17 protein-coding genes are annotated in these 18066 nt (G+C 56.2%); 13 read left to right on the top strand and 4 right to left on the bottom strand.

The features are described from left to right. Positions 1–70: 70 nt before the first annotated feature. Together VW41_11130 and VW41_11125 are read left to right on the top strand one after the other, a co-directional pair. Positions 71–2710 (top strand): hypothetical protein, encoded by a 2640-nt coding sequence (locus tag VW41_11130; protein AJZ89544.1) that lies wholly within the window; start codon positions 71–73, stop codon positions 2708–2710. A gap of 129 nt (positions 2711–2839) precedes the next feature. After that, entirely contained in the window at positions 2840–4009 is a 1170-nt protein-coding gene (locus VW41_11125) for a sugar transporter (protein ID AJZ91938.1), read from the top strand. Here the strand turns inward: VW41_11125 and VW41_11120 are convergent. Then, positions 3992–4840 carry a LysR family transcriptional regulator gene (locus tag VW41_11120; GenBank protein AJZ91937.1) on the bottom strand — a complete coding sequence of 283 codons (849 nt, stop codon included), beginning with the start codon at positions 4838–4840 and terminating at the stop codon, positions 3992–3994. The two genes, VW41_11125 and VW41_11120, sit on opposite strands and share 18 nt — an antisense overlap. A 91-nt stretch (positions 4841–4931) precedes the next feature. Between VW41_11120 and VW41_11115 the strand changes: the two genes are divergently transcribed. Next, a complete protein-coding gene (locus VW41_11115; GenBank protein ID AJZ89543.1) occupies positions 4932–5987 on the top strand; it encodes a 2-nitropropane dioxygenase in 1056 nt (351 codons plus the stop codon). Positions 5988–5994: 7 nt separating this feature from the next. Here VW41_11115 and VW41_11110 read toward each other — a convergent pair whose 3' ends face one another. Beyond that, positions 5995–6882 (bottom strand): LysR family transcriptional regulator, encoded by an 888-nt coding sequence (locus VW41_11110; protein ID AJZ89542.1) that lies wholly within the window; start codon positions 6880–6882, stop codon positions 5995–5997. A gap of 88 nt (positions 6883–6970) precedes the next feature. Here VW41_11110 and VW41_11105 point away from each other — a divergent pair, with 88 nt between their 5' ends. From VW41_11105 to VW41_11095, 3 genes are all read left to right on the top strand, one after another. Next, positions 6971–7525, top strand: coding sequence for an NAD(P)H dehydrogenase (locus tag VW41_11105; GenBank protein AJZ89541.1), 555 nt, complete (start codon positions 6971–6973; stop codon positions 7523–7525). Positions 7526–7615: 90 nt separating this feature from the next. Then, positions 7616–8065 (top strand): hypothetical protein, encoded by a 450-nt coding sequence (locus VW41_11100; GenBank protein AJZ89540.1) that lies wholly within the window; start codon positions 7616–7618, stop codon positions 8063–8065. Positions 8066–8070: 5 nt separating this feature from the next. Next, a complete protein-coding gene (locus tag VW41_11095; protein ID AJZ89539.1) occupies positions 8071–8631 on the top strand; it encodes an RNA polymerase subunit sigma-24 in 561 nt (186 codons plus the stop codon). A 50-nt stretch (positions 8632–8681) separates the two neighbouring features. On the opposite strand, the gene VW41_11090 is transcribed toward VW41_11095, so the two are convergent. Beyond that, the gene (locus tag VW41_11090; GenBank protein ID AJZ91936.1) at positions 8682–10019 is read right to left on the bottom strand and encodes a lipoprotein; all 1338 of its coding nucleotides are present in this window, start codon (positions 10017–10019) and stop codon (positions 8682–8684) included. Between the two features lie 289 nt (positions 10020–10308). Between VW41_11090 and VW41_11085 the strand changes: the two genes are divergently transcribed. The 4 genes from VW41_11085 to VW41_11070 are packed head-to-tail and all read left to right on the top strand — an operon-like array spanning position 10309 to position 14245. After that, the gene (locus VW41_11085) at positions 10309–11733 is read left to right on the top strand and encodes an isopropylmalate isomerase (protein ID AJZ89538.1); all 1425 of its coding nucleotides are present in this window, start codon (positions 10309–10311) and stop codon (positions 11731–11733) included. Beyond that, positions 11734–12348, top strand: coding sequence for a 3-isopropylmalate dehydratase (locus VW41_11080; GenBank protein AJZ89537.1), 615 nt, complete (start codon positions 11734–11736; stop codon positions 12346–12348). A gap of 6 nt (positions 12349–12354) precedes the next feature. Continuing rightward, a complete protein-coding gene (locus tag VW41_11075; GenBank protein ID AJZ89536.1) occupies positions 12355–13278 on the top strand; it encodes a hydrolase in 924 nt (307 codons plus the stop codon). Positions 13279–13297: 19 nt separating this feature from the next. After that, on the top strand, positions 13298–14245 hold the full coding sequence (locus tag VW41_11070; protein AJZ89535.1) for a LysR family transcriptional regulator: 948 nt from the start codon (positions 13298–13300) through the stop codon (positions 14243–14245). Here VW41_11070 and VW41_11065 read toward each other — a convergent pair. Continuing rightward, positions 14238–15008: a short-chain dehydrogenase gene (locus tag VW41_11065; GenBank protein ID AJZ89534.1), complete on the bottom strand. Its 771-nt coding sequence runs from the start codon at positions 15006–15008 to the stop codon at positions 14238–14240. The two genes, VW41_11070 and VW41_11065, sit on opposite strands and share 8 nt — an antisense overlap. Positions 15009–15507: 499 nt before the next feature. Here VW41_11065 and VW41_11060 point away from each other — a divergent pair, with 499 nt between their 5' ends. The 3 genes from VW41_11060 (at position 15508) to metQ (ending at position 17567) form a co-directional block, all read left to right on the top strand. Beyond that, on the top strand, positions 15508–15741 hold the full coding sequence (locus VW41_11060; GenBank protein ID AJZ89533.1) for a hypothetical protein: 234 nt from the start codon (positions 15508–15510) through the stop codon (positions 15739–15741). 34 nt (positions 15742–15775) lie between these two features. Continuing rightward, a complete protein-coding gene (locus VW41_11055) occupies positions 15776–16570 on the top strand; it encodes a cytochrome C551 (protein ID AJZ89532.1) in 795 nt (264 codons plus the stop codon). A 172-nt stretch (positions 16571–16742) separates the two neighbouring features. Next, positions 16743–17567: a DL-methionine transporter substrate-binding subunit gene (metQ, locus tag VW41_11050; GenBank protein AJZ89531.1), complete on the top strand. Its 825-nt coding sequence runs from the start codon at positions 16743–16745 to the stop codon at positions 17565–17567. Positions 17568–18066 lie beyond the last annotated feature (499 nt).

Here is an 18066-nt window from a genome sequence, read left to right as displayed (position 1 = left end):
AATCACCTGAAAAGCGACCGTGCTTATGCCTGCCGACGAGACTCAACCCCGTTCAGAGAGAGATGACGATATGGTGGTCTTTGGCCGCTATCAGCTGTTTCCCGATTTGGGTCTGCTGCTGAGGGAAGGCGTCCGGCTGGAGCCGGGCGAGCGGGCGATGGCGGTGCTCAGGCTGCTGGTCAGCGAAGCCGGGCAGGTGGTGGCCAAAGAGACGCTGCTGGCCACCGTCTGGCCGAAAGAAGTCGTCGAAGAGAATAACCTGCAGGCGCAAATCTCCGCTTTACGTAAAATTTTTGGCCCCGACAGAAACCTCATCACCACCGTGTTTGGCCGGGGCTACTGCTTTACCGCCACGGTGAATAAACTTCAGGCGGCGACGTCAGCGCTGCCCGTGGCCGCCCCCTCAACGGCACTGCCTCGCCCCCGCTCACCGCTGATAGGGCGAGAAACAGAGCTGGGTGAAATCAGGAAAAGGCTGATCGAGCATACTATTTGCACCCTGGCTGGCCCGGCGGGCATCGGCAAAACCCGCCTGTTGCTGGAAGTGGCGCGCGAGTCGGCCAGCCTTTATCCCGATGGTGTTTTCTTTGCTGATTTGTCCAGCCTGAATGCCGGGTCAGATCCGGTACCTGTTTTACGCGCCGCGCTGGTCGGTATTCGCGGAGCGGGGCAGTTACAACCTCGCCCCGCGCTGCTGGTGATTGATAACTGTGAACACCTATCGGCCGCCTGCGCCCGGGAAATTGAACATCTGCTGCAGAGAAACGAATTACTGAGCATTTTGCTGACCAGTCAGTCTCCGCTAGGGCTTGAAGGGGAGCAGGTGTATCGCGTCGGGCCGCTGACTTTGCCCCCAGCGCAACTGGCCGCCAGCGAAGCGCAAAGTTTTAGCTCGGTTGAGTTTCTGGTACAGCGCATTCAGGCGGTGGATTATGCGTTCCGCCTGAGCGAAGAGAATATCCAGCCGATCCTGGGGCTTTGTCGGTTACTCGATGCCGTACCGCTGGCGCTGGAAATTGTTGCTGCTCGCGTTGCAAGCCTGGGCCCGGATGTCGTGCTGGCCGATCTGAGCGGGCGCGAGACATTGCCCGAGACGCCGGGGCTTACAGCATCCAGGCACAGAACGCTTACCGAGGCGCTGGACTGGAGCTACCGATTGCTCACGGCTGAAGAACAGCGAGTGTTTCATGCCCTGGCGGTATTTCCCGGTGAATTTGACCTTGCCGCCGCGAAAGGATTGTTAAACCAGGAAGAGATCAGCGACGCGGTGGCCAGCATGGTGGCGAAATCACTGCTGGTATTGCAGGCCGGCACGCGCCCGGCAAGGTATCGCTATCTCAACATTGTGCGCACTTATGCTCGCCGGATGCAGGCCGAAAATAGTGACCGACTTTTTCTCCGCCATGCGCACCTAGTGGCCGACAGTATGGTGCAGGCCAGAGAGGCCTGGGCCGAAGAGTCCAGCCCTCAGTGGCGCCGTCGGTATGGATATTTAATTGACGATCTTCGGGCGGCGGCGGACTGGTGTTTTGGCGCGGGCCAAAACGCCCCGCTGGGGCGAAGTATTCTCGCTAACGCCACGCCGTTCTGGATCCAGCTTTCACTGCACGGCGAGTGCCGCCAGCGGATCACCGCCGCTATTAACGACCGGCACAATGGCCAGGCCACGCCGCGCGAAGAGATGCTAATGCAGGCGGCATTAGGGTCGGCACTTGGCTGGGCGCAGGGGCCGATTGAAGAGAATGGCCTTGCCTGGCGGCGAGCAGGGGAGCTTGCCAGCGCGCTGGGTGACGGGGAAATGCAATTACAGGCAGAGTACGGGCTGTGGCTGTATCACCTGCGCAGTGGCCGTTACGTTCAGGCCGAAGAGAACGGCAAAAAAATGGCTGAACTTGCCACCCAAACCGGTGACTACGGCGCGCTATTAACCGCCCGCCGCCTGGTCGGTACCGCGCTGCATTTTTCCGGCGAGCAGCAGGCCGCGCTCGGCGAAATTCAGGCCTTGCTGGACCGCGCCGTGGACAATGACAGCCAGAGAGCGCCTTTCCGCTTTGGGCTGGATCAGCGCGTGGCGGGCTGGGCTTTTCTGGTGCGGGCGCTGTGGGTGACTGGCGATGTGGCAAAAGCCAGAAGAGCGGCACAGCTGGCAGTGGAGGAAGCCCGGGCGCTGGACCATGCCTGTTCACTGTGTGCCGCACTCGCGGAAGGAACCTGCACCCTGGCGGCCTTAACCGGAGATAGCGCTGGAGTGCTGCAAATTGCCGCAGAGATTGACGCTATCGCCGTTGAACACGGCCTGGGCTTCTGGCGGCTTTATGCGGCCGCCTTCACCTTCTGGGGCAGGCTACGCCAGCAGCCTGAAACAGTGCTTCCCCAGCAGATCCTCGCCATGCTTACCCGGCTGAAGGACAATGGTTTCGATGCTGCTTATTCGCTTTTCCTGTCTGATTTCGCCGCCGCGCTGGCGCAAAAAGGCCAGCCAGAGATAGCCGAGACGCTGATCGCGGAGCGGTTGTCCGCGCTTGGCGTCAACCAGTCGCTCTGGAACCTGCCCGAGCTAATGCGGGTTCAGGCGATAATTCGCTATGCCGGAAAACCACAATATGCCCTGGAATTCAGCACGGCCCTTCAGGCGGCGCTGCTTTTGGCACAAACTCAGATGGCCAAAGGCTGGATGCAACGCATAGAAACCGATCTGCGTCACCTCTGATCTTCCCCATTCAATGGCAGGCGGCAGAGAAGCCGCTTGCCTGTTGACTTCGTCGATATTAATCTCAAAATAAGATTTTCATAAAAATATAATTCACATTTTAAGATTAAAAGGGTGAGAGTCATGACAATGCATTTCAGGCCAGAAATTCGCGCGCTGTTGCTGGCGCTTGCGGGCGCGGTGGTGCTGGCGATTGGTATGGGCTACGGGCGTTTTTCCTATACCGGCATTCTGCCGGTGATGCTGAAAGAAGGGCGGCTGTCGCTGCATCAGGGTAATCTGGCCGCATCGGCGAATTATGCAGGCTATCTGATTGGCGCCCTGTTGTTGGCGAGAGCGAAACCTGCCGACGCCCGGCGATTAAACATGGCCTCCGTCGGGCTAACGATTGGCTGCCTGCTCCTGCTGGCCTGGACGACATCGCCGTGGGCGGTGGTGGCTGTACGTGGTATTGCCGGACTTTTAAGCGCGGTGTCGTTGATTGCGGCTTCATTATGGCTGCTGCAGCACATGAAGCACCATACCGGCGCGCCGGTGCTGTATGCCGGCGTGGGGCTGGGGATCTTTTTATCCGCCGAGTTTATCGCGCTCGGCAAAGCTTATGGCTATTCCAGCCAGCAAATCTGGTTGCTGTGCGGGGTCACTGCGCTGCTACTGTTTGCGCTGATTTTCAAACTGCTGATTAGCCCCCCGGACTATCTGATGGACTATCACACGCAGACGGCCATTCGGGTTGAGCCAGAAGAAGGGCAGGCTAAAGAGGCATGGAAACTGCTGGCTATCTACGGCCTGGCCGGATTCGGATACATCATTACCGCCACCTATTTACCGCTTTTTCTCTCCGGGTCGCTGAGTGCGCTGGATCCGGTGCAGCTTTGGGCTCTCTTCGGCCTGGCCGCGGTGCCGTCCTGTTTTGTCTGGCATCAAATCGTATCGAAGTACGGTTATCGCCGCGCTTTTGCCGCCAATCTTCTGGTGCAGGCCGCTGGCGTGGTGCTCCCGGCCTTTAGCCAGTCGCTACTTTTTTGCCTGTTAAGCGCTTTGCTGGTGGGCTTTACGTTTACCGGCACGGTGACAATAGCCTTACCGGAAGCCAAAAGGCTGGCACATCTGGTGCGCTTCAACATGATCGCGGCGATGACCGCTATTTACGGCGTCGGGCAGATTATTGGGCCGCTGGTTGCCGGGGAGCTTTACGGCATCACGGGCAGTTTTAACGGGTCATTAGCCGCCGCCACCGGCGCATTACTGTTGGCCGGTGGACTGGTGCTGGCAGGGCGTTCACAGGTTGCTGGCTGAGGCCAGGATCTGTTTCATTGCCTCAAGCGCGGTGGAATGATAGCCCTTGCGCCAGACCAACTGGGTGAGGGCTTCGGCCACAAACTGTTGCTGTGTCCCCTCCGGCAAAGTAAGGGTGGCTGCGACGCTTTCCGGCAGCACGCCGCTGCATCGTCCCGAGGCGACAGAAGCCATCATCGAGTGATAAGAGCTGACGTCCTGTACCTCTACAAGGGTTTGGGCGTTGAGCAAGGCTTCGCCGCGCGCCCGGTAAGAACACCCCCTGGGGAAGGCGGCAAGCCGGGGCTGATTGTGGCCGACCGCTTCGGGAGCGATCAGCACAAGGCGCTCAAGGAACACGTTCGCAAACTCAAGATCTTCAGGGCAGTGGACGAGCCCTCCGGGTTCCGGCAACAGACTCACCAGCGCGCAGTCCAGTGAAGCCTGGCGAACCTGCTCCAGAAGCTGCTGAGTTGGCTGGGTGGTTAAAGTCAGGGCGACATCAGGGTACTGGCGGTGGAACTGCTGGAACACCGGCATCAGGCGGCTGACCGCCGTTGCTTCCATCGAGCCCATATTCAGCGCGCCTGCGGGTTTACCCGGATGCAACGCCTGTCGGGCTTCTTCCGCCAGGCTAAGTATTTTTTTTGTGTAGGAGAGAAAACTCTCGCCCTCCGGCGAAAGGATCATTTTCTTGCTGTCACGCACGAACAAGGCAACGCCAAGATCTTCTTCCAGTTGCTGAATTCGGGTGGTGATGTTCGACTGTACGCGGCCAAGCCTTTTGGCTGCTTTCGTCACGCTTTGTTCTTCCGCGACGATTTTGAACATCTGCAGTGTGGTGTGGTTCATATTTTTAATTCTCAATATGACAATGATCTTGATCTTAGCATCTTCAAATAAGATGTTAAGCACTCAATCTCTCATTTCCTGAGGTGCCGTCATGTTTCGTAGCCTTACCCAACTACTCGCTATCGACTATCCCATCATACAGGCCCCTATGGCGGGCGTCTCCACCCCGGAGCTGGCGGCGGCGGTCAGTAATGCCGGCGGCCTTGGTTCACTGGGGGTGGGCGCGAGCAGCGTCGGGCAGGCCCGGGCGGCAATCCTGAAAACGCAGGCGCTAACCTCGCGCCCGTTCAACGTTAACCTGTTTTGCCACCAGCCTGCAAAACGGGATCCGGCCCTGGAGCAGGCATGGATTGAAAGTCTGCGTCCGCTCTTTGCCGGGTTTGGCGGCACTCCGCCGGAAACGCTCAGCGAAATTTACCAAAGTTTTATCGGCCATGAAGCGATGCTGGAGATGCTGCTGGAGACGGCGCCGGCCGCGGTCAGTTTCCATTTTGGCGTGCCTGAGCGTGAGGTTGTGCAGGCCTTTCGCGACAAAGGGATTGTGACGCTCGCCACCGCCACCCGGCCTGAGGAGGCTTTGCAGATTCAGGCGAACGGCGTGGATGTCATTGTCGCGCAGGGCTTTGAGGCGGGCGGACATCGCGGAATGTTCGACAATAAGGCCCTGGATACTCAACTCAGTACTTTTGCGCTGGTACAGTTGCTGAAAACACAGGTGGATCTGCCGGTTGTTGCCGCCGGGGCGATGATGGATGGCGCCGGTATTCACGCCATGCTAAGCCTGGGCGCAGACGCGGTACAGCTGGGCACTGCGTTTCTGCTTTGCCCTGAGTCTGCCGCCGATGAAGGCTACCGGCAGCGGCTTAAATCGAGCCGATCGCACCGGACGGAAATGACCCACGCCATCTCTGGCAGGGCGGCGAGAAGCCTGGATAACGATTACTGCCGCCACGGGCGCAGCACCGGCCAGCACGCCGTGCCGGCTTACCCGGTGGCCTACGATATTGGTAAAGCTCTCGCCAGCCTCGCAAAAAACCACGGCCATCACGGCTACAGCGCACACTGGGCCGGGCAAGGGGTGAATCTTATCCGCGAAATGCCGGCGGCTGAATTGCTGCAAACGCTGGTGCGCGAAGCCGGGCTGTAAAACGGTTTTACTTCAGCAACGTCATCAAAATAGCGGCGACGTGCTGCAGGGCCACATCCTGGCTTCGGCGTTTGTGCCAGGCCAGGTGGAGCGAAAACCCCGGCAGAGCGACAGGGGCGGGAAAGGCGACGAGGCCCTCAGTAAAGGGGATAACCCGGGAAGGCAGCAGCGCCAGAAAATCCGACGCCGCCAGCAGCTGCGGCACCATCTGGAAATTCGGCAATACCAGCCCGACGCGCCGGCGTAATCCCAACTTTGAGAGTTCCGCATCCACCGGAGTAACGCTTTCCCCTTTGCCGGAAGTGATGATGTGCGGCCAGGCAAGCCAGCGCTCAAGACTGAACCCGGATGCGGCCGGATGCCCGGCCCGCATTGCCACGACGTAGTGCTCGTCCATCAATAACTCACTGTGAATATCTGCGGCAGGCTGAGGGAAGACCGAAATAGCAATGTCCGTGGTGCCCTGGAGTAATGAGGTTTCTGCCTGTTCCGCACCAGTCCAGCCCTGAACGATGGGGTCAATCCCCGGAGCCGACTGCCGAAGTTTCTGCATCAGCGGGACCAGTACAAACAGCGCCGGAAAATCCGCCATGGTGATCCGTAGTTTCTGCTGAATTTGATCTAGCGGAATGACCGGCGGGTCAATGAGTTCGGTAATGCCGCCCAGCACGGATTTCAGCGGCGCGCGTAGGGCCTGGGCAAAAGGCGTCAGCCTCATAGTCCCCCGGCCACGCTCCAGCAGTTGATCGTTAAAAAGACAGCGGCAGCGAGCAAGCGCTGCGGAGGTGGCAGACTGCGAGAGGCATAGTCTGTCAGCGGCCCGGGTGACGTGCGCCTCGTCGAGCAGGGCGTCCAGCACCACCAGGAGGTTAAGATCCAGCGTTCTTAAATTCATACGATCGATAATAGATTATCTTAATTATCTGTTGGAGTAATTTTTAATGCATCGCCATTATCGTCTCATCAACCCAAGGAGACGCCCCATGAGCAAAACCCTGATTTTACTTTTTCACCCGGATTTGTCCCGCTCCAGCGCCAATGCCGCGCTGGCGCAAGAAGCCGCAAAACTTGAACACGTTGAGCTGGTCGATATCCAGGCGATGTATCCTGATGGGATCGACATTTACCGTGACGGCGAGCGTGAAGCGGCCCGGTTACTTGCCGCCGAGCGCATTGTGCTGCAGTTCCCGATGCACTGGTATTCCATGCCGGCCATTATGCGTCAGTGGCAGGACGCGGTGCTGACCCGGATGTTCTACCTTAATTATCAGGAGGAGGGGCAAAAGCTGGAAGGGACGCCGCTGTACGTGGCGGTCACCGCCGGCAACGTGGAGGAGGCTTATCGCCCCGAAGGCCGTAACCTCTTTACCATTGAATCACTGCTTGCGCCTCTGCGTGCTACGGCGAACCGCTGTGGGCTTAGCTGGTGCGCTCCATTTGTGGTCTACACGGCCGATAAGCTTGACGCTGCGGGCCTGAAAACGAAGGCGGAAGCGTATGCGCAGGCGCTGACCCAGTGGCGCGAAAATAAACTTTGAAGTTTTTTTTATTTTTTTAGCAATATTTCTCGCGCTGATTCGTCTACCTCATCACAAGTGATTATCAGTGGCTTTACTGAGGTAAACAAAATGAGAGATTTTGATATGCACCGACACGATCACCCCCGCCGCGGATTCTGTGGCCACCGTATGGGTAAACCGATTTTGCTCTGCGTGGTGTTGTTTGTGGCGCTCGGCCTGATCGTTATGACGCTGTGGAACGCGGTGCTGCCGGGCCTGCTGGGCGTGAAGGACATCGGCTTCTGGCAGTCCTTAGGCCTGTTGGCCCTGTGCCGCATTCTGTTCGGCGGCCTGGGGTTCCGCCCCGGTATGTTTGGCAAAGCCCGCCGCCGTATGCACGAACGCTGGATGCAAATGACGCCTGAGCAGCGCGAAGAGTTCATGCAGCATCGCCGCGAGAAATTTGGCTTTGGTCACCGCGACCGCTGCGGCTGGCACTCGCGCTGGGATGAGAAAATGGATCCGCGCCCGCAGCCGCAGCCAGATGAGAACAACGCTAAAAAACCGGACGCTGAGTGACAACGATGAAAGCCGGCATAGTGGGGGAATCTCTGCTGATGGCAGCCCTGAACGGCTGCCGGACCCGACTGAAAGCGTTTATTCGCGGGAGAACCGCCGGGCGTGAAGATGCCGAGGATATCCTGCAGGAGGTCAGCTACCAGCTGATGAAGGTCGAACAGCCTGTGGAGAACGTCGCCGCCTGGCTGTTCCGCGCCGCCCGGAACGAAATGACAGATCGGGCGAGGAAAAAACGCGAGCTGCCTTTAGCCGGCTGGTTTGGCGACGGAGAAGAGGACGACTACCCGGAAGATGAACTGGCCGAAACGCTGTTCGGTACCCCGCAAACGCCAGAGGGCGAATACCTGAAACATCTGCTATGGGAAGAGCTGGAGGCGGCCCTGTCGGAGCTGCCTGCCCCGCAGCGTGAGGTGTTTATCAAAACCGAGCTGCAAGACTATAGCGTGAAGGCGCTTGCGGCCGAGAGTGGCGACACCGTGCAGGCGCTGCTCTCCCGCAAACACAAAGCCGTTCTGTATCTGCGCACCCGGCTGCGCAATGTGTATGACGACCTGGCTGGTCACTAAGACAGCCCCCGGATCGGCCCAGGGATGGGCGATCCGGTTTTTTTAGCCCATCATTCCCCCCAACGTTCCTTGATGTAGTTCACCGCCTGCTGGGTCTGGGGCTGGTTGAGGTAATTTTCCCGGAACAAAATAGTGCCGTTAATTTGCGGCACGGTATCGTTCAAATCGAGCTGCTTTTTCAGCTCCGGTACGCCGCCGCTTACCGTCCAGTCCGGTTCATTCTTCGAAGGCTCCCCGACTTTATACAGCGCAATCCCAATATAAAGACGCGTATTAGTGGGCTTCACTACATTAGCCCACCATTTGGCCAGCACGTCGTAGCGGGCGGCGCTGCGGGAGAAGGGCCAGTAGATCTGCGGGGCTATATAGTCCAGCAAGCCTTTTTGTACCCAGAGGCGCGTATCGGCATAGGACTCATCATAGGCTGCCGCGCCGCGGGTTTCTGACCCGGCCGGATCGTGGGAGATGTTACGCCAGACGCCCGCCGGACTCACGCCAAACTCAACCCCGGGCTTAAGCTGTTTGATGGTGCGAGAGACTTGCTCAATAAGCTGCTCAGTATTGTGACGGCGCCAGTCGGCTTTGGATGAATAGCCCTGGCCGTAGGTTCTGTAAGTCTGGTTGTCGTTGAGGGTCGAGCCCGGTGATTCGGTGTAGAAGTAATCATCAAACTGTACGCCATCAACGGCGTAGTGCGAGACAACTTCGGCGACAATGCTGGTTATCCAGTCGCGCACTTCGGGGATGCCGGGATCGAGCACAAAGCGGTCGCCGGAGGTTCTTATCCAGTCACGGTGCAGCACAAAAACGCTGGCCGGTTTCAGCGAAAGCGTGCGGTTCAGTGCGGAAACGGTGCCCGGCGTGGTGTTGGTAGAAACCCGGTAGGGGTTAAACCAGGCGTGTACCTTCATGCCGCGTTTGTGTGCTTCATCGAGCATAAACTGCAGCGGATCGTAGCCGGGATCTTCGCCAATTTTTCCCGTCAGCATATCTGACCACGGCAAAATCTTTGAAGACCACAGGGCGGTGCCGTCGGGTTTCACCTGGAAAAACACCGTGTTTATCCCGAGAGACTTGAGTTTATCCAGCTTGTCCCTGAGCGCCTGCTGCTGCTGGTTGATGCGCACGGCTTCGCTGCTGCCGTTCACGGAGGAAACCGGCGGCCAGTCAAGGCGGGAAACCGTCGCCAGCCAGACGCCACGCATCGGCAGATTATGCTGAGAAGAAGGCCCCACATTCGGCTTGGTGCCCGGCAAGGGGGTCACGAGAGAAACCGGCGGTTTCGAGGCACAGCTCGCCAAAAACAGCGCGGCGGCAAGTATCGCACCAGATTTTTTAACCCTGGCGGCAGAGAGGAAGCGGCGTGAAGTGGCGATGATGTGCTCCAGATTTTGCCTGTCGGTGAACAACAAGCATTTTCTTACTATTCAACTTCAAGTCAATCTCTAACAGCGCGAGGTGGCGTAGACCCTGAATAACGTTGCTCCCGATCAAAATCCTTATTTATCATCACAATAAAAAGAACACACTTCGTGTTTTATCCTATTACGCTTGTGCATCATGCCCTTGCTGACAGCTGAATCACCCGGTTGCTACTATCCCTGTAGAAATTGTTCATTTTTTATCTGCGTGCCCGCACGCCGTTATTTTAGCTGTAGAGAAGCAAGGTGACCCGTCATGAAGCCTAAAACGCTGTACGATAAAATCATCGATACCCACGTCATCCGCCCTCTGGACGATCAGGGCAATGTCCTGCTGTATATCGACCGTTCCATCCTCAACGAATACACCAGCCCGCAAGCTTTTAGCGGCCTGCGTGACGCTAACCGCAAGGTCTGGCAGCCAAAGAGCATCCTGCTCAACGTGGACCACGTTAACCCGACGCGGCCTGAGCGCACGCCAGACATGACCGACCCGGGCGGCGAGCTGCAGGTGCGTTACTTTGAGTCCAACAGCCGTGATTTTGGCCTTGAGCTGTTCGGCGTCATGGACCCCCGACAGGGTATTGAACATGTGGTTGCCCATGAACAGGGGATTGTGCTGCCGGGCATGGTGATTGCCGCTGGGGATAGCCATACCACCACCTACGGTGCTTTTGGCGCGTTTGGGTTCGGTATCGGCACCTCAGAAATTGAACATATGCTGGCGACGCAGACGCTGGCCTATAAAAAGCTCAAAACCCTGCGCGTGACGGTGAACGGTGAGCTGCCATTTGCCGCGACGGCTAAAGATATTGTCATGCTGCTGATAGCCGAAATTGGTGCCGACGGCGCGACCGGTTTCGCCATCGAGTTTTGCGGCAGCGCCATTGATGCGCTCAGCGTGGAAGGGCGCATGACCATCTGTAATATGGCGGTCGAAGCCGGGGCCCGCGGCGCGTTTATGGCGCCCGATGACAAAGTTTATGCCTATATCAAACCGGCGCCGCGGGTGCCAAAAGGCGAGATGTGGGAACAGGCGCTGAAATACTGGCGCACGCTCTACAGCGATGCTGATGCGGTATTTGATAAAGAAGTTGTGCTCGACTGCGCAAACTTGACGCCTCGCGTGACGTGGGGCACCAGCCCGGATCAGGGCGGAAGCATCACGGACCTGGTGCCCGATCCTGCCAGTGAGTCCAATGCGGCCAAACGTCGTGATATCGAAAATGCGCTGAGCTATATGGGCCTCAAGCCCGGCACGCCGCTGAGCCAGATCTCGATTACCCATGCGTTTATTGGCTCCTGCACCAACGGACGTATCGAAGATCTCCGGGCGGTTGCCCAGGTGCTGCGAGACAGAAGAATTGCCCCGGGCGTAAGGGGGATTATTGTGCCGGGTTCAACGCAGGTTCGCGCGCGCGCCGAGCAAGAAGGTTTAGCCCAAATATTTATCGATGCAGGGTTTGAATGGCGGCAGTCAGGCTGCTCCATGTGCCTGGCGATGAACGAAGACGTACTGCAGCCAGGCGATCGCTGCGCCTCCAGCACCAACCGTAACTTCGCCGGCCGCCAGGGGGCCGGAGCGAGAACTCATTTGATGAGTCCTGCCATGGTGGCTGCGGCCGCTGTCGCCGGCCACCTCACCGATGTCCGCCCGTTTTTACAGCAGGGGAAAGCGTAAATGGAACCCTTTAACCGCGTAACTGGCGTAGCTGCGCCAATGATGGCAGCCAACATTGATACCGATGTGATCATGCCGAAGCAGTTCCTGAAAGGCATCGACCGCAATAACCTGGACAGAGGCGTTTTCTTCGATCGGCGTTTTATGACCGACGGCTCGCTGAACCCGGATTTTATCCTCAACAAGCCGGCCTGGCAGGGCGCGGAATTTCTTATCGTCGGGCCTAACTTTGGCTGCGGCTCAAGCCGCGAACACGCGGTGTGGGGGCTGCGTCAGCTTGGCATCAGGGCGCTGATCGGCTCCAGCTTTGCCGGTATTTTTAACGACAACTGCCAGCGTAACGGCGTGCTGACCCTGACGCTGCCGACGGAAGATATCGAGCGGCTGGCGCAGGCAGCAAACAACCCGGAAGCCAACAGCATTACCGTCGATCTCGCCCGGCAGCTGATAAGCGTGGAGAGCAAAGATATTGCGTTTACGGTCGATGCGCTGAAAAAGCATATGTTGCTGGAAGGACACGACGCCATTAGCTACACCTTGCAGTATCAGCGGGAGATTCGCGAGTTTGAAAAGCGCCATTTCGCCACCTATCCGTGGCTACTGACTCAGGATTAATTTTCAATGATGAAAGAGAACGCTGACTTTATTCGCGGCAGAGGCGAGTCGCCTTTTATTCGTGGCTTCCGGCTCATAGATGTGACCCTGGAAAACGGTATTACCCTGCGTGCCGCCGTCGGGGGGCAGGGTGAACCATTAGTTTTGCTGCATGGGCACCCGCAGAACCACGTTACCTGGCGTAAAATTGCCCCGGCTCTGGCACAGCATTTTACCGTCATCATGCCGGACATCCGCGGCTATGGCGACAGCGCTAAGCCCACCAGCGACGAAGATCACCGCGGCTATTCCAAGCGTGAAATGGCGAAAGATATTGTTCTGCTGGTGGCGCAGCTCGGTTTCCGGGACGGCTTTGCTTTTATGGGACACGATCGCGGGGCGCGCGTCGGGCATCGCCTGGCGCTGGATTACCCGGCGCTGGTTAAGCGCAGTATCTTTATTGATATCGCCCCAACGGCCACCATGTATGCGCTGACGGACAAAACCTTTGCCACTCGCTATTTCTGGTGGTTCTTCCTGATCCAGTCTTCGCCCGTGCCGGAAAAAATGATCGCCGCAGATCCGGAGTTTTTCCTGCGAAAACATATTGATGGCCAGCTTAAAACCCCTGGCGCGACAGAACCCGAGGTGTTTGCCGAGTACCTGCGTTGTTACCAGCATCCGGATACACTGCGGGCCATCTGCGAAGATTACCGCGCCTCGGCCACCATCGACCTTGAGGATGACGAGGCCGACAAACATCTGCGCATTAGCACTCCTTTGCTGGTGCTGTGGGGGGAGAAAGGCACCGTGGGCCAGCTTTATGATGTCCCAGCCACCTGGCAGGAAAAAGCGCTGGATGTTCGTGGGCGAGCCATGCCCTGCGGGCACAGCCCACAAGAGGAGTGTCCTGATGTGCTGCTGAGCGCTATTATGCCTTTCTTAACCTGACACAGAAGATGGCAGACCGATGAGCCCCAACGAAACTCCGCGCGCCGCCTGGCCGCTTGTTGAAGATTTGAATGTCTTTGTCACCGTGGTGCGTAAAGAAAGCTTTGCCAACGCGGCGGCGGAGCTGGGGCTTTCTCCGTCATATGTCAGTAAACGCATTGCGCTGCTGGAAAAAAGCCTGGGAATGCGGCTGTTTCACCGCAGCGCCCGGGCGATTCATTTAACGTCCGACGGCCATAAGGCGCTGAGCGGGGCGCTTTCGGTTTTGGAAAGTATGGGGGATTTTGTCTCGGAGCTTGCCGCCTGGCGGGATACGCTCGAAGGTAATATTCAGATGAGCTGCTCGTTTGGTTTTGGCTCCACGTATATGCCAGATGCGCTTTCGGCGCTGGCGGAACGCTATCCGGCGCTGAATATCAAGCTAACGCTGACGGACAGAGTGGTTGATTTGATAGAAGAGGGCGTGGATATTGAAATTCGCGTTGGCGACGACATTAAAGATCTTTATATCACCCGGCAGCTCTCAACGAACAACCGCGTACTGTGCGCGGCGCCGGACTACCTGGCGAAACACGGAACGCCGGGAAGGATAGCCGATCTGAAGTCCCATAAATGCCTTGTTATTCAGGAACGCAGCGCACAGTTCGGCGTATGGCCGTTAACTGACGGCACCGATAGCGTTCAGGCGCACGTCAGTAGCCAGCTCTCCTCCAATAACGGCAGCGTGGTATTGAGCTGGGCGTTGAAGGGCCACGGCATTATTCTGCGTTCGCAATGGGAAGTGCAGCGCCACATTGCCCGCGGCGAGCTGGTGCAGATCTTGCCCGACTGGTATCAGGCCGCCAATATTTGGGCGGTTTATTCCAACCGTACCAGTGGCTCAGCGAAGCTAAAGGCCTGTATTGATTTTCTGGTGGACTATTTTCAGCGTTTTCCGCCGGTGGAAGCGTCGGGCATGGCTAACTAATTTCAACGCCTGAATACACCGCGCAGGCGGTTAATAACCGCCGCTGGAGAACAGGATCGGAGGCTGCTTTAACCGCGCTATCTGGCTTCTGGTGATAAAAATAGCCCCCGGTTGGCGCGGATGACAATGTTGGATCGGCAGCAAGCCAGACCTGTGTGCTCGGGCCAAGCTCCAGCGCATCAGACGCGCCAGCACCTCCCATTTTCGTTGCCACCCAGCCGGGGTCGACGCAGTTTGACATCACTTCAGGCCACAGTCTGGCAATAGCAAATGTCAGCAGGGTAATCTGCAGCTTCGAATCCGAATAGGCCTGGCCGCCGTTCCAGCGGCGTTTCTCCCATGCAAGATCGTCAAGCGAGGGATCCCCGTCCCTGTGTAAGGACGAACTGAGGTAGACCAGGCGTTTAGGCCGATGAATTAACGCGGTCAGGATATAAGGTGCCAAAGTGTTAACGGCAAACACCTGCGGTAAACCGTCGACGGTCAGCTGGCGCTCTCTTTCCTGATAACCCACGGCGGCATTGTGAATAATGGCGTCAAAGTGGCCAAAGGCATTCACCTCATCCGCCAGCGTTTTTGTCTCGGCAATGCTGGAAAGGTCGGCGGCAAAAGCCGACTCTGCGCCCGGCACCATCGACATAGCGTGAGCTGCTCGCGTTTTGTTTCGCGCATGCAGTACAACCTGGTGCCCGTCGGCCACCAGAAGCCTGGCGGCCATTTGCCCAAGACCATCGGCAGAGCCGGTAATAAAAATCCTTGCCATTTTACAACCTCCACGGAAGAAAGATGAAACGCCTGCTGAGGCTATGTTTTCCCAAACCATTTGCCTATAACCCGGCAGTCATAACGCTTATGACTGCCGTTCATCAATATTGCAAAGCCGCACGGTGACGGGATATTTAAACCGGAAAAACTCCAAATACGGTTTTGTAAAAATAAAACAGATTTACTCTGGCGTGTGTCCGATTATGCTTTATCAAAAATACGTAGCACTTAATTTAACGGCAGGAACGATATCCTCCTGCCGTCTTTTTTTATTTCACTCAGGGAGTTCGGACACGCTGTTTACGCATAGTTAAAGCTGAAAGATCCATTCAACGGGCTGTTTTTATTGCTATAAAACGCTATGATTTCCCTGGTAATAATTTGTGGCGTTAGGTGAAAAATAGGAGAGATAACAGTTGAATAAAATGTCATTACGGGTCAAGCGGGTACCTCTTGTCAGCCTTCTCAAAATTTTTGGCATCGGCTTATCTATACCCATGACCATACTTGGCATTATCAGCGGGATCATGGGCTTTTTAGGATTCAACGGCGTAATGCTGAACGGACAGCAGGTGTACGGTTTTTCCGCCCTGGTGGCCGGCCCACTGATAAGCATTATTTTTACGTTATTTTTGGTCTTATTTTTCGGTTTTTTTTCATGGCTGGGGTTGAGAGCCTTCTGTAAATTTCGCGTGCTGACCCTTTCGGTTCATCTCGATAAAGGGGAGTAAATCCGGGTGCAACAAATTTGATGGCGCCAATCTAATGCGCACCAACGCAGTAACGTCGCTGGTTTCCGCCAGCCTTTGCCGTGGGCTTTTACTTCTGGGGATCTTCCTGCTGGTGGGCTGTGCCCGCTCCGACGCGCTATGGGGCGTGGTCGATAAGGTGTGCATGACTAACTATCAGCAAACCAGCAGCCCGGCACCGTGCCAGCAAATCTATATGCCAGAAGGAAAGGCTCACGGCTTTAGCGTTATCCAGAACCCACGCTACCCCTACCATTTTATTCTGGTCCCCACGGCGAAGCTGACCGGCATTGAAAGCCCGGAACTGGCGGCAGAAGGGCGCACGGACTATTTCGGCTATGCCTGGATCATGCGTCGCCTTTTAGCCTGGCAGTATGGCGCCCCGGTACCTGACGACGCTCTCGGTCTGGCCATTAACTCGGCTTATGGGCGAAGCCAAAATCAGCTGCATATTCACCTGACCTGCCTGCGGGAGGATGTCCGGCGTCAGATGCTGGCAGAACGTCCCTTTATAACGGAAGAATGGCGACCCTTGCCTGATAAGCTCCTGCGCTACACCTGGTACGCGCGGCGGGTGATGCAGCCGACAGTGATGGGGATTGATCCGATTAACAGCGTCGCGAGTCATTTCCATTTAACGCCTGAACAGCTGGCGGAGTGGGGCGTGGCCGTCATTCCCACCACCTACGGCGAGCAAAAAGGGTTTATTTTACTCACCACCAGGCGAGGCTGGGACCGCAATAATCGGGCCTCGGTGGAAGCATTGCTGGATAAAGAATGTGCGGTCTTGTCGCCTGCAGCGCCCCTTTGAAAAAACACGGGCGAATTTGACGCGATAAACAGCATCAGATTTTTTTACACATAGGTTATGTCTTTTTCTTATTTGCCAGTATCAGTACAGTTTGAAAAACTCTCCCGGCCGCACCTGAGTGGTGGGTAATTTCAAATTTGCTGTTTTTATTGGTTTAAGGAAGACGTTATTTATGCGCTCGGCGATAAAACATACTGTAAAAATTTCTCTGCTGGCTGTTTCACTGGCTGGAGCCACGTTGCTTACCGGCTGTGGCCCTAAACAGGACGCGAACCATATTAAAGTGGGCATCAGCGCAGGCATCGATCAGCCGCTATGGGATACCGTCAAAAAGGTCGCAAAAGAAAAATACAACCTTGATGTGGAAGTGGTGACCTTCACTGACTATGTCTTACCCAATTCGGCGTTGAGCAGCGGCGATATTGATGCCAATTCATTCCAGCATGGCCCTTATCTGGATAAGCAAATAAAAGAGCGCGGCTATAAGCTAGCCGCCGTGGGCAATACTTTTGTTTATCCTATTGCCGGTTATTCCCGCAAAATTAAATCCGTGTCTGAGCTGAAGGATGGGGCGCAGGTGGCTGTACCTAATGACCCTACGAATCTGGGGCGTTCCCTGCTGCTGCTGCAAACCCAGGGTTTGATAAAACTGAAGGATAATGTCGGCCTGCTGCCAACGTCTCTGGATATTGTAGCCAATCCTAAGCACCTGAAAATTGTTGAAGTAGAGGCCGCGCAGCTGACTCGCGCCATTGATGACGACAAAATCGACCTCGCGATCATCAACACCAATTATTCCAGTCAGATTGGGCTGACGCCCGCCAAAAACGGCCTGTTTGTTGAAGATAAAAACTCGCCGTACGTGAACATTATTGTTGCCCGGGAAGATAATAAGGACAGCGACAATGTGAAAAACCTTGTGAAGGCATACCAGACCGATGAAGTGGCCGCCGCGGCTGACAAAATTTATCACGGTGATGCCGTAAAAGGCTGGTAAGCATATATTGGGATCTCGAAAATCGGGATCCCATTCAGATGACTGCCTCGCCCCCTGGCGGCTATCGAGTAAACAGGTGGGTACCCACGGACAAACACCCGGTTAGTGCAAAAACGGAGGAATAGACCATCAGGATAATTAACGGTTTCATTCGTCTCTCTGATGTTTAAAAAAGCGAAACACAGCCGCTCAGCGCAGCCACAGAACATAACAAAAATAACCCACACATCAATTTCCTACACATACGCACCTTTTCTACCTCACGCTAAGATTTCTCGCAGCATGACAGCAGGGCATCAAGAAATTATCAATGCAGCATGCAGAAAGACTCAAGCCCGGGATAGTCCCCGGCATTTGCGTAAAAACTGCTGATTGGCGCATGGCGAATTATTTGATTCTCCTCAAACTTTTAATCACCACATAGGTTCCTTTGCGACTGCCTGAGCAAAAGAAATCAAATGCTATCGCGGCAAAAGTTGCAGCCCATCCCACAGAAATT

The sequence above is a fragment of the Klebsiella michiganensis genome (genome assembly GCA_000963575.1).
Classification (GTDB): domain Bacteria; phylum Pseudomonadota; class Gammaproteobacteria; order Enterobacterales; family Enterobacteriaceae; genus Cedecea; species Cedecea michiganensis_A.
This window is presented reverse-complemented; position numbering and strand designations above follow the sequence as displayed.

Excerpts from the sequence above, each read along its gene's own strand:
- VW41_11085 (AJZ89538.1), top strand. The coding sequence starts at position 10,309 with ATGAAGCCTAAAACGCTGTACGATAAAATCATCGATACCCACGTCATC.
- VW41_11060 (AJZ89533.1), top strand. The coding sequence starts at position 15,508 with ATGACCATACTTGGCATTATCAGCGGGATCATGGGCTTTTTAGGATTC.
- VW41_11080 (AJZ89537.1), top strand. The coding sequence starts at position 11,734 with ATGGAACCCTTTAACCGCGTAACTGGCGTAGCTGCGCCAATGATGGCA.
- VW41_11095 (AJZ89539.1), top strand. The coding sequence starts at position 8,071 with ATGAAAGCCGGCATAGTGGGGGAATCTCTGCTGATGGCAGCCCTGAAC.
- VW41_11115 (AJZ89543.1), top strand. The coding sequence starts at position 4,932 with ATGTTTCGTAGCCTTACCCAACTACTCGCTATCGACTATCCCATCATA.
- metQ (AJZ89531.1), top strand. The coding sequence starts at position 16,743 with ATGCGCTCGGCGATAAAACATACTGTAAAAATTTCTCTGCTGGCTGTT.
- VW41_11110 (AJZ89542.1), bottom strand. The coding sequence starts at position 6,882 with ATGAATTTAAGAACGCTGGATCTTAACCTCCTGGTGGTGCTGGACGCC.
- VW41_11100 (AJZ89540.1), top strand. The coding sequence starts at position 7,616 with ATGAGAGATTTTGATATGCACCGACACGATCACCCCCGCCGCGGATTC.
- VW41_11105 (AJZ89541.1), top strand. The coding sequence starts at position 6,971 with ATGAGCAAAACCCTGATTTTACTTTTTCACCCGGATTTGTCCCGCTCC.
- VW41_11070 (AJZ89535.1), top strand. The coding sequence starts at position 13,298 with ATGAGCCCCAACGAAACTCCGCGCGCCGCCTGGCCGCTTGTTGAAGAT.
- VW41_11075 (AJZ89536.1), top strand. The coding sequence starts at position 12,355 with ATGATGAAAGAGAACGCTGACTTTATTCGCGGCAGAGGCGAGTCGCCT.
- VW41_11130 (AJZ89544.1), top strand. The coding sequence starts at position 71 with ATGGTGGTCTTTGGCCGCTATCAGCTGTTTCCCGATTTGGGTCTGCTG.
- VW41_11125 (AJZ91938.1), top strand. The coding sequence starts at position 2,840 with ATGCATTTCAGGCCAGAAATTCGCGCGCTGTTGCTGGCGCTTGCGGGC.
- VW41_11065 (AJZ89534.1), bottom strand. The coding sequence starts at position 15,008 with ATGGCAAGGATTTTTATTACCGGCTCTGCCGATGGTCTTGGGCAAATG.
- VW41_11055 (AJZ89532.1), top strand. The coding sequence starts at position 15,776 with ATGCGCACCAACGCAGTAACGTCGCTGGTTTCCGCCAGCCTTTGCCGT.
- VW41_11120 (AJZ91937.1), bottom strand. The coding sequence starts at position 4,840 with ATGAACCACACCACACTGCAGATGTTCAAAATCGTCGCGGAAGAACAA.